The following is a 10892-nucleotide window of genomic DNA, read 5'->3' on the forward strand; positions in this document are numbered from 1 at the left end:
ATTCGACTCGCAACAGCTGTCTCCTGTATTTTGCCAATTAAATGAAACCAATTGCACCACCATAACGTATGAATATTATGAATAATCAATCATATATGTATGATGGAGGTGTTTGAATGATATTTTTATGGTTATTTGCACCAATAGCAATTGTGATGGGCCTTGTTCTATTTTTCGAAAAGAAATCTGGCATGACAGCACCTGATGAAAACAAACAAGCAGAAAAATTAGGAGAAGTAGTACATTATAATCGAGTTAATTCCAGCGGTGGACCAGGAGGAATGGGATGAATGATGGGGAAGCAGAGGGACGGTTCTTGTGAGGACATATCATACACAAGAACCGTCCCTCTATTTCTTTTAGCAATGCAGGGAGTCCCCCTGCTTCCATTACTTGATTACCACATACTCCAATCCAACAAGTTTTGCGTAAGTGATAATTTGATCGGTTGTTAAATTTAAGGAAACAACTGTATGGTGACCTCCGCCATTCTCTATCCAAGCTTTCACGCCGTCTTGGAAATTTGGCTTAATTGTCCATAGCACTCTGGCTACAGGTAGATTTGGCGCTGGAACAGTTGGTTCAAATGCTGATACTTCATTAATTAATAGTTTGTAATGCGTACCGAAGTCAGCCATTGAAACAACGACTCCGTCTCCAGCTTTCCCATCAAAAACTAAACGAGCGGGATCTTCGCGATTGCCAATTCCTAACGGAGATACAATCATTTTAGGTTTAGTCCTTGCTAAAGTTGGATCGACTTCCAGCATATGTGATTGAAGAGCTGCCTCTTGACCAACCGCTAATTCATAGGTGTAATCTTCCATAAAGCCTGTTGATTCATTATGGCTCATTACTTTTAGAAGGCGATCAAGTGCAGCTGTTTTCCAATCACCCTCACCAGCGAAACCATATCCTTGTGCCATCAAACGTTGGACAGCCAGACCAGGAAGTTGCTTCATGCCATATAAATCCTCAAAGTTAGTTGTGAAAGCATTGTATCCGCCTTCATCTAGAAAACGTTTTATCGCAATTTCGTAGCTTGCTTGTACTTTCACACTAGCTTCCCAATCTTCCTTACTATATGTGCCGTAATCCAATTCATAGAGTGTTTCATATTCTGCAAATAAATCATTAATCTCTGTTTCGCTTACCTCATTTACATATTGGACAAGGTCTCCGATTCCAAAGTAGTCAACTGTCCAACCAAATCGTATTTGTGCTTCGATTTTATCGCCTTCTGTAACCCCTACATTACGCATATTGTCCCCAAAACGAGCTACTTTAATATGGAAGCTTTCATTATAAGCTACTGCTACGTCCATCCAATCAGCAATCTGCTGTTGTACTTTTGCTCTTTGCCAGTGACCTACAACTACTTTATTTTGTTTTTTCAAACGGGCATTGATGAAACCATATTCTCGGTCACCGTGTGCTGCTTGATTTAGATTCATAAAATCCATATCAATCGTTTCCCAAGGGATACTCTCATTGTATTGTGTTGCTAAATGAAGCAATGGTTTTTGCAATAGTTTTGTTCCATGAATCCACATTTTCGCAGGAGAGAAAGTATGCATCCAAGTGATGACACCAGCCACTTCATCACGATAGTTGACTTCTTTCATAACATTCGTAATAGTATCTGCACTGACCGCTAATTCTTGTAAAACAAGTGGATATGGTAAAAGTCCACTTTCATTTAAAGTGTCTGTCATTGTTTGTGCGTGTGCCTTGACTTCTTTTAACGCTTCTTCTCCGTAAAGATGTTGTGAACCTACAACAAACCAAAATACTTTGCTCGTTGACATATATGTCCCTCTTTTCGAATTTTATTGTTTAATAGATTGCATTACTGTTGTCCGTAATAGGCGTTTTTTCCATGCTTTCGTAAATAGTGTTTATCCAAAATACGTTGAGGCAATTCTTGAGAAAAACGGTTTAATTCCCGTGTAAATAAATTCAACTTCGCCACTTCGTCTAATACAACACTGTTCATTACGGCCGATTTGGCATCTTTGCCCCATGTGAAGGGACCATGACCATGAAGTAAAACTCCAGGAATGGCTAATATATCTAATCCGCGTTCTTCGAATGTTTCGATGATTACCTGACCTGTTTCTTCCTCATAACCACGATCAATTTCTTCTTGAGTCAAAAAGCGAGCACATGGTACAGCACCATAAAAGGTGTCTGCATGAGTGGTTCCCATTGCAGGAAGATCTAGACCGGATTGCGCCCAAATAGTGGCCCAAGTTGAATGTGTATGCACAATTCCACCAATTTCTTGATAATGCTTATAAAGAACTGCGTGAGTAGCTGTATCAGAGGAAGGGTTCAATTCTCCCTCCACTACATTGCCCTCTAAATCAATAACGACCATATCACTAGGTTGCATGGTTTCGTAATCAACACCACTAGGTTTAATAACAAATAGACCACTATTGCGATCAATCGCACTTGCATTTCCCCACGTGTATTTTACTAGTCCGTGTTTCGGTAAATCTAAATTTGCGAAGAATACTTCTTCTTTCAAATGTTCTAACATATTAATCCCTCCAATTCTGACTTAAAGAATTAAATTTTCTATTGCTGCTTTCTCGATAGCCAATCCTTTTTTGTATCGTTCAATAAATTCCTCAAAGCCTTCTACATCAAAGCAATCAGGGTAAATTTCTTGGTTATCAACCTCTTTAAATACTTTTTTGTCGAGGAAATCTTCTAAACTAGCATTCTCGTTATTATTCACCATATAAGAAGCAAGAAGAGCAATTCCCCATGCTCCGCCTTCACCTGCAGTTCCCATTACGGATACAGGAGTATTCATAGCAGCTGCAACAATTTTTTGACCGACGACAGGGGTTTTAAATAAACCACCATGTCCTAAAATGCTATCAATTGCTACGTTTTCATTTTTTGTCAAAATATCCATGCCGATTTTTAATGCACCAAAGGCAGTAAAGAGGTGTGTTCTCATAAAATTCGCTAAATTGAAATGGCTTTCTGGTGAGCGGACGAATAACGGTCTCCCACTTTCTAGACCTGTGATATTTTCACCGGAAAAATATCCGTAACTAAGTAAGCCTCCACCATCTGGATCCGCTTCCAATGCGGTGTTCAATAAGACTCTAAATAATTTATCCGTATCAACCTTTTGTCCCATTGCCTCTGAAAATTCACGGAATAATCGCATCCAAGCATTTAAATCACTCGTACAGTTATTCGCATGGACCATTCCAACTGGACTTCCATCTGGAGTTGTAACGATATCAATTTCTGGATAAACTTTTGAGAGCTCTTTTTCTAGCACGATCATGGCAAAAACGGAAGTTCCAACAGAAATATTTCCAGTCCGTTTTCTCACACTATTGGTTGCGACCATCCCTGTGCCTGCATCACCTTCTGGGGGGCATAGTGGAATACCGGGTTGTAAATTTCGTGAACGATCTAGAATTTTTGCTCCTATTTCCGTTAATTCTCCTGCCTGTTCTCCCGCAATAGCGACTTTAGGAAGGATATCTTTTAGCTTCCAAGGATATTCCTTAATGGCAATTAATGCTTCAAACTGCTCGATCATTGCTTCATTATAATCTTTTGTAGTTTCATCAATTGGGAACATACCGGAAGCATCCCCGATACCAATTACCTTTTGACCAGTCAATAACCAATGGATATATCCAGCTAAAGTGGTGATATGGTTGATTCGCGGGATATGCTTTTCATTGTTTAATATTGCTTGGTAAAGATGGGCAATACTCCAACGTTCTGGAATATTGAATTGGAATGTATCGGTTAATTTTTTTGCAGCTCTACTGGTTGTTGTATTGCGCCATGTTCGAAAAGGAACAAGTAGTTCACCAGTATGATCAAAGGCCATATAGCCATGCATCATAGCTGAAAATCCAATAGAACCAACTGTGCGAATAGTAATCCCATACTTACGTTCAACCTCTTGTTTCATTTCACTATAAGCTGTTTGTAAGCCAGTGATAATATCCACTAAATTGTACGTCCAAAATCCATCTTCTAAAAGGTTTTCCCATTCATAACTTCCTGATGCGATCGTTTCAAAGTTATGGTCAATTAATACAGCTTTAATCCGAGTGGAACCGAATTCAATTCCAAGTGAGGTTAATCCGTCAACAATTGCTTGTTTCGTGTTTGTTTGATTGTTTTTCATATATTCCCTCCTTGATAGCGATTTCATATACTGTAATCGATTGGAGTTGCTTTTTATTAGGATGTTTTCTAAAGGATTGTTGTTTTTCAATCGAAAAAAAGAATGAGTTGGAAAAATGGAGCAGCCAGAATACACGTAGACTCCTATAGGCTCAGCGGAAGTGTATTCCAGTTGCGGGTAATCGCAACGAATTTTACGAAAACAGCCTTTTATTATTTCAAAACTTTACACATTCACGATAATATATGTACGTACTTTTGTCAATGATAAATAAATTTGTTCGTATTGAATGGGCAAGCTTATACTTTGTATTTATCTTAATCTTTGTAATAAAGGTTTTTTTACCTATTTAATAAAAAAATCAAAAAAAATTGTTTTTTAAAAATTGTATGGTATTTGTATGTTGATAGTATATTTAGTTTCATTCATACTTATGTTAAAATGTGACCATACAAATAAAGAAGCGTTTTAATCGGGGGACTATTTTCGCCCTTTATTAGTTTTAATTGAAACGATGGACTTTTAAATATTTTAAATGGTAGCAATCAACAATGAAGGAAGTGCGTTAATTGAAATTAAAGTATCAGATTATTATTGATGATATAAAAAGTAAGATTCTTTCAGGTGACTATCGCGTAGGTGAACAAATACCTACTGAAACAACCTTGCAAGAAAAGTATAAAGTTAGCCGTCATACTGTTCGAAAGGCGATTTTAGAGCTCTCAAACGAAGGCTTTCTCAGAAGTGAAAAAGGTTCAGGTACGTATGTTTCTAATCAATATCAGTCCAAAACAAGTGGAAAATCAAATAATAAAACGATTGGTGTAATCACCACCTATATTTCAGATTATATTTTCCCTTCCATTATTCGTGGCATTGAAGGGAGATTGAATGCAGATGGTTATTCGTTGCTGTTAGCTAGTACAAATAATGATGTAGAACAAGAAAAAAAAGCGTTGGAAATGATGCTGGCATTTGGAGTAGATGGATTAATTGTTGAACCTACGAAGAGTAATCTATACAACCCCAATATTGCTTACTATTTATCATTCAAGGAACAAGATGTTCCGTTTATTATGGTCAATGCCTATTATGAGGAATTAGAAGTTCCGTTCTTTTGCCTCGATGACGTAGAATCCAGCTATCTCGCAACAAATGAATTAATTTCAAAAGGACATACCAAAATTGGTCTTATTGCAAAAATGGATGATTTACAAGGGAAATTTCGCATGAAGGGATATATCAAGGCACTGGGTGAAGCCAAGCTGCGCTTTCAGGCTGAACATGTCTTTTCTTTTACTACAGAGACTAAGTTGGATTTAAATGTAAACTTGCAGGGATTTTTAATCGAGAATATCGAAGAAATGACTGCCATTGTATGTTATAACGACGAAGTTGCATTGGAAGTTGTAAATGTATGCAGACAACTTGATATTCCGATACCGGACAAATTATCGATTATTGGTCAGGACAATTCTTATATCGCTAAAAATGCCAATATAAAACTTACAACTTTAACACACCCACAAGAAAAAATGGGACACGATGCAGCTGATTGGATTATTAAGAAATTACAAGGAAAAAAAGATTTACTAAATGAAAATTACTATCAGCCTGAATTAATAGAAGGGGAAACGATTAGGGAGGCAGAGGGACGGTTCTTGTGAGGTCATTCGACTTACAAGAATCGTCCATTTGTATATTTTCTCAGACAATTTTGCTTAATAGGCTTTCCTATAAGAAGAAGATAGTATTTAATAGATAGAAAGATGAAAGATAGTTAAAAATGGTTTGATATACTATTATATCCATTTTTAGCTATGGATTGAAAAAGGGAGGACGTTCATGAGTCTTAAAGAGGAATTAAAACATGAAATGCAAAATTTAAAAAGGGATATGGAAAAAGAGGTTCATAAGGTCTGGACCATTGATTATAAAGGACATTGTATTGAAGTTATCAATCAAATGAAAGAAGAGTTTCTAATCATTGATGGAATAACAGTTGATGAAAATAAACGAAAGTCTTTATTTTCACTTATTATTCCTTACACAAAGTTATCAGGAACTCTTACATTAGAAGATGGGAAAAAGCATAAGGTTTCTGTCAAAATTGGTGGCTATATTAGACTAAACTGTATCATCAAAATTGACCATGAGATTATTATGAATAAATCAGAAAAGCTTGAATTCCTTCCATGGGAACATAAAGAAAAAATTGTTCCCTATATCCAAAAACAAGTACAAGCAAATCATAGAATAGTAGATGGACAGCTACCAGATGATGACTACTTTTTTGGTACAGATAAACCAAGATTAGATCCAGGTCTATTTGATATTATCGTGAATGAACCACCGACACCTTTATTTATGAATAGACTAATGAAACTTTTTAAAGAGCAGCTGGAACACCCTACTGTAAAAACGAGAAAGTCGACATACGACCAAATTATTTTTGATCATATTGCTATCTATCGAGATGAGCTCATTGAGCAATTAGGGCAAGCTGAATTGGATGGGCATGCGTTACAGCAAGAGGCACTATGGCTTCTCGAACATGCTGCACATAGAGATGTTGTCAAATTTGCTATCCTTGTACTTGGTTTTACCAATTGCGAAGAATATCAAGATCTCTTATATACAATTGGCTTGCACGATGAATTTACTCCATATGTTATATTTGCAATAAGAAATGGAGGGAAGGGAGTAAATGATCAAATTTGGAGTCTGGTTCAGTCTGTCCAAGGGATGGGTAAAATAACAGCGATTGAGCTCGTAGAAGCCAAAACGCCTGAAATGAAATATTGGCTGCTTACCAAGGGTTGTGAAAATAGGAAATTTGCTGATTTTATAGCTCTGCGTTGTGCTACAAAGGGAGAGTTAGATGTGGCACTCTATGAAAAGGATATTTCGAAGGAACTATACACTGGAGCAGCCATGATTATTGAAGGTTTATTAGATGAGTCAAATCCAGACGGTATCGATAACTATCCTTATGCTGCTGCTGTGCTGACACGTTTCCTTTACCATGCACATACTCATTGTGAAAACTTGGAGGATTTCTATCCGCTTTTAAAAATAAGTGAATTTCTACATGCTGATGAAGAAATTTGGGAAGAACGTTTGAAGGAGCAATGGAAACAGCATGAACGTACGTTACTTCAAGAAGCACTTCAACCATTTTTAGATAATCCTAAATGGTCACATTTAGCATTTGATGCATTGAAACAGGACTCAGAAGTTGATTTTCGAGCGATTAAGGTTGCACAATTCTATCAATTGGACATCACTTCTTTATTACTTAAAATACTAAAGAAGGAACCGTCAAACAGTGCTTTATTTGCCGCAATAATGGAGACAAAAGATATTCAGCTTATTAAAGAGCTCTGTGCTTTTGCAGAAACGCGTTTCCCTTTACCAAGGTTAACGATAGAAGAACAAGAATGTTTAGAATTCATTATTCAAGATTTGCAAGAATTTGAGGGTGTAGGTTTACCGTTAATTCAGGTAGCGCTCGAATCAGAGAATGAAAGATTACGCTGGCAAGCACTAACTGTACTAGAGAACTGGTCTCCATCAGTCTGGAATCAGCCAGCTATACAAGATGCACTAAAAACAATAACAAAAACCACAAAAGATAAAGAAGAACGCCGATTTGCCAAACAATTATTAAGTAGATAAAGAGGAAGCAGAGGGACGGTTCTTGTGAGGTCATTGACTTCACTTCAAAACCGTCCCTCTGCTTTCTCTTAAAAATATGGAACATTTCTAGGGTGATAAGAGATAGCTTCTGATGAATACATCTCAATGAGTACATGATTTCCTAGCATTTTTGCTTGGAGGAGTACTGGTCGTTGGTAGTTATTTTCAAACACAAAATCTGGTCCGTCCCAGCTAACTGTGGCGTCTCGTTTAGGTGGAACATACGGGATTTTTCTGCTATGTGAATAGCGATGGACAATTTTTAATCCCGCATTATCTACCGCATTAAAAAGAGTAGAAGAAACTTGGCATATTCCCCCACCAATATCTTCTGAAAATTTCCCATTAATGATTACTGGAGCTTGTAAATATCCTTTTTCTACGGTTCTCTTTCCGACAACTTGATTAAAGGAAAATTGTTCATTTGGAAAAATTACACTATTATTTATTGCTTTTGTAGCAAGCGAAATATTCATGCTTCGTTCTTTATTATTTCTGTTAAAGGTTGTTATATATCTGCCAATCCTTTTTCGGCGAATACTTTCTAATAGTTCGCTATCTACTTTAGGATAAATGACTTCTAAGGGGAACTCCTGCTTACTGGAAGTATCATTGAAATAATGGGCATACATTTGATCAATAAATTTCAGTCGATGGAGACGATATCCAACTTTTTCGGGAACAATATTCCCAGATTTATTAATTCTGGCGTCTTTTGGTTTGATATATACTTGTTTATCTATTTCATCCATCACTTTATTAAATTCTTTTGTATCGATGACTGGCAAACTAGGGGATTTCCATAAAAGTTCTTGTTCCGTAACCTTTTGCTGTGCGGAACTTTCAACTGCTCTAAAAAAATCATTAGGTAAAATTGCTGCATATGAAAATAGGATGAGTCCGATTAAAAAATGAGAATACATTCGAAACAACCTCCATAAAAATCTCCGATATCCTTTAATATGTGTTTGTTTTACAATTTAATGTATTTATTTGTAAAATTACTGATTCCCTTTGTGCCCATGTAAAAATAAATATAATAATTACAATAATGGTGAAGGAATTCTATGTTTCTAATAGAAGTATTCAGAAGATTCATTAAAGAAAATTTAGGAGGATACATATGGGGAGACCAATTCATTTTGAAATTCATGTGGATGACATGGAACGTGCAAAAAAGTTTTATGGAGAGGTATTTAATTGGAAGTTTGAAGATTGGAGTGATTATGCTGGAATGCCGTATTTTGGAGCAGTGACCGGGGATGAGAGTGAGCTAGGTATTAACGGAGCTTTAATCAAACGCACCGTTCCTCTCCCAGAAAAAATCCAAGCTGTAAATGGGTATGCTTGTACAATGGGAATAGAAGACTATGATGTAGCCGAGGAGAAAATTCTTCAAAATGGAGGAACAGTTGCATTGCCAAAACACGCTTTACCTGGAATGGCATGGCAAGGCTATTACAACGATACAGAAGGAAATATATTCGGCATTCATCAACCTGACAAAGACGCGAAATAATGGGCGCAGAGGGACAGTTTCTTGTGAGGCATGGACCTCACGAGAACCGTCCCTCTGCTTTTCTTATCCTTCCTTTTTCAAAATGCTGTATGCACCGCTGAACATGGCCATAAGTAGTCCTGATATTGGGAAGATAATCCAATTGATATGCCAGTTTCCGTACACAAATCCAGTAATTAAGAAAATGGCAACGGCGAGTGGCCAGATAATTGCTGCGAAGGCACCGATTACTTTATCTTCATGCTTTTTTTCAAAAGAATGAGATGTTTCCTTTAAAAGTTTGTCGTAAGCATCCTTTTTTCCACCACTTACAATAAATAGGTAAACTGCTATGGCAATAAGAACTAATAAAATACAGACGCCATAGTTTGCTGCTTGATCGTTAATGGCGATTGTCACTAATAAAGCGATAGGGGATAAAATACATAATGCCACACCGATAATAAGCGAACGGAAAAAGTTTGGCTGAGATGCTTCTTTTTCCATTTGTATCTTTTTTTTCAAATGGATGGGAAGCTTCAAATTAGTACCTTTTTCAATATATTTATATTTCTCTAATAGTTGGCCACTATAAATGAATAAACTAACTGCGATTGCTATGAATAAAAGTAATTGTGCTACACCAATTAAGGTGGCTGTATTTTCTGTAATCCCGGTTAGAAAACCTTGCTCAAATAGTTGGATGAAGAAGACTAATAGAGAGGAACCGAGTAAGCACAGCATCACACCAATTCCAATAGATTTCATAGCTTTTGAAGTTTGGTGAAAAAAAGTATCTACTTCTTCTTCTGAGAGTTGATGTACTTGTTGTTTTTCCTCATTTAATGGTAAATCAAGTTCACTCAATAGTTCGTCTATATTCCCAAATTCAGATATTACGATGCCAATAGCTTCATTTTCCGTTTTTCCTTCTTCCTTCAGTTCATAATATTTATCTTCCATGTTTGAAAGCATTTCTTGTTTCAGTTTTTCCATTTCGGATGTTTTTGGCAGGCTGGCAAAAACATTGTCCAAATAATTGATAATGCTATTCATTGTAACCCTCCTTAATAAATAAGTTAACTACTTCCTGTGTAACGGCCCATTCTTGGCATTTTTCCTGATAATACTTCCTTCCTTCTGCAGTAATGGTGTAATATGTCCTTCTTTTTCCAAATTCGCCTTCTTTGTAATAGGAGTTAATATAGTTATTTTTAATTAATCGATTAAAAGCGGAGTAAAGGGTCGTTTCTTTAATAATGTATTTTTCCTTTGTAAATGTTCGAATATCTTTTGAAATCTCATAACCATAAGAATCCTTTTCCAATAATAGAGAAAGAATGATGGTGTCATTATATCCTCGTATGACATCACTGCTGATCAAGAAATCACTCCTTTCTGATACTTCATCTAACATACTATGACTGTCGTAGTAATTATACTTTACCATATATACTACGACAGATGAAGTAAAATGTTAAAAATTTTTAAGGGAACAGTCCCTCTGTTTTTCTTTAC

At 36.4% G+C, this 10892-nt stretch carries 10 protein-coding genes; 4 read left to right on the forward strand and 6 right to left on the reverse strand.

Features of this window, described 5'->3' with window-relative positions:
• Positions 1-116: 116 nt before the first annotated feature.
• Positions 117-290, forward strand: a complete 174-nt coding sequence (locus tag NST60_RS14710) for a hypothetical protein (RefSeq protein WP_169189265.1) — start codon at positions 117-119, stop codon at positions 288-290.
• A 99-nt stretch (positions 291-389) separates the two neighbouring features.
• Here NST60_RS14710 and araA read toward each other — a convergent pair whose 3' ends face one another.
• Genes araA through NST60_RS14725 form a run of 3 tightly spaced genes read right to left on the reverse strand, consistent with a single transcriptional unit; the run spans position 390 to position 4177 of the window.
• Positions 390-1808 carry an L-arabinose isomerase gene (gene araA, locus NST60_RS14715; RefSeq protein WP_169189264.1) on the reverse strand — a complete coding sequence of 473 codons (1419 nt, stop codon included), beginning with the start codon at positions 1806-1808 and terminating at the stop codon, positions 390-392.
• A gap of 41 nt (positions 1809-1849) precedes the next feature.
• Positions 1850-2545, reverse strand: coding sequence for an L-ribulose-5-phosphate 4-epimerase (locus tag NST60_RS14720; RefSeq protein WP_169189263.1), 696 nt, complete (start codon positions 2543-2545; stop codon positions 1850-1852).
• A gap of 21 nt (positions 2546-2566) precedes the next feature.
• Positions 2567-4177 (reverse strand): xylulokinase, encoded by a 1611-nt coding sequence (locus tag NST60_RS14725; RefSeq protein WP_341099189.1) that lies wholly within the window; start codon positions 4175-4177, stop codon positions 2567-2569.
• Positions 4178-4746: 569 nt separating this feature from the next.
• Between NST60_RS14725 and NST60_RS14730 the strand changes: the two genes are divergently transcribed.
• Together NST60_RS14730 and NST60_RS14735 are read left to right on the forward strand one after the other, a co-directional pair.
• Positions 4747-5844, forward strand: a complete 1098-nt coding sequence (locus tag NST60_RS14730; protein ID WP_212121647.1) for a GntR family transcriptional regulator — start codon at positions 4747-4749, stop codon at positions 5842-5844.
• Between the two features lie 178 nt (positions 5845-6022).
• The gene (locus tag NST60_RS14735; protein WP_341099191.1) at positions 6023-7855 is read left to right on the forward strand and encodes a hypothetical protein; all 1833 of its coding nucleotides are present in this window, start codon (positions 6023-6025) and stop codon (positions 7853-7855) included.
• Between the two features lie 68 nt (positions 7856-7923).
• Here NST60_RS14735 and NST60_RS14740 read toward each other — a convergent pair whose 3' ends face one another.
• Complete coding sequence (locus tag NST60_RS14740) at positions 7924-8799, reverse strand: VanW family protein (protein WP_341099192.1); 876 nt, start codon at positions 8797-8799, stop codon at positions 7924-7926.
• Between the two features lie 200 nt (positions 8800-8999).
• On the opposite strand from NST60_RS14740, the gene NST60_RS14745 reads away from it, so the two are divergent.
• A complete protein-coding gene (locus tag NST60_RS14745) occupies positions 9000-9395 on the forward strand; it encodes a VOC family protein (protein ID WP_341099194.1) in 396 nt (131 codons plus the stop codon).
• A 63-nt stretch (positions 9396-9458) separates the two neighbouring features.
• Here the strand turns inward: NST60_RS14745 and NST60_RS14750 are convergent, their stop codons facing one another.
• Both NST60_RS14750 and NST60_RS14755 read right to left on the reverse strand, forming a co-directional pair.
• Positions 9459-10430 (reverse strand): permease prefix domain 1-containing protein, encoded by a 972-nt coding sequence (locus NST60_RS14750; RefSeq protein WP_169189258.1) that lies wholly within the window; start codon positions 10428-10430, stop codon positions 9459-9461.
• Positions 10423-10758, reverse strand: a complete 336-nt coding sequence (locus NST60_RS14755) for a PadR family transcriptional regulator (protein WP_016203490.1) — start codon at positions 10756-10758, stop codon at positions 10423-10425. The genes NST60_RS14750 and NST60_RS14755 overlap by 8 nt, the downstream gene beginning before the upstream one ends.
• Positions 10759-10892 lie beyond the last annotated feature (134 nt).

It is taken from the genome of Niallia sp. FSL W8-1348, from assembly GCF_038006745.1.
Lineage (GTDB): Bacteria > Bacillota > Bacilli > Bacillales > Cytobacillaceae > Niallia > Niallia alba.

Coding starts and splice junctions, on each gene's coding strand:
- NST60_RS14710 (WP_169189265.1), top strand. CDS start 117: ATGATATTTTTATGGTTATTTGCACCAATAGCAATTGTGATGGGCCTT.
- araA (WP_169189264.1), bottom strand. CDS start 1,808: ATGTCAACGAGCAAAGTATTTTGGTTTGTTGTAGGTTCACAACATCTT.
- NST60_RS14720 (WP_169189263.1), bottom strand. CDS start 2,545: ATGTTAGAACATTTGAAAGAAGAAGTATTCTTCGCAAATTTAGATTTA.
- NST60_RS14725 (WP_341099189.1), bottom strand. CDS start 4,177: ATGAAAAACAATCAAACAAACACGAAACAAGCAATTGTTGACGGATTA.
- NST60_RS14735 (WP_341099191.1), top strand. CDS start 6,023: ATGAGTCTTAAAGAGGAATTAAAACATGAAATGCAAAATTTAAAAAGG.
- NST60_RS14740 (WP_341099192.1), bottom strand. CDS start 8,799: ATGTATTCTCATTTTTTAATCGGACTCATCCTATTTTCATATGCAGCA.
- NST60_RS14745 (WP_341099194.1), top strand. CDS start 9,000: ATGGGGAGACCAATTCATTTTGAAATTCATGTGGATGACATGGAACGT.
- NST60_RS14750 (WP_169189258.1), bottom strand. CDS start 10,430: ATGAATAGCATTATCAATTATTTGGACAATGTTTTTGCCAGCCTGCCA.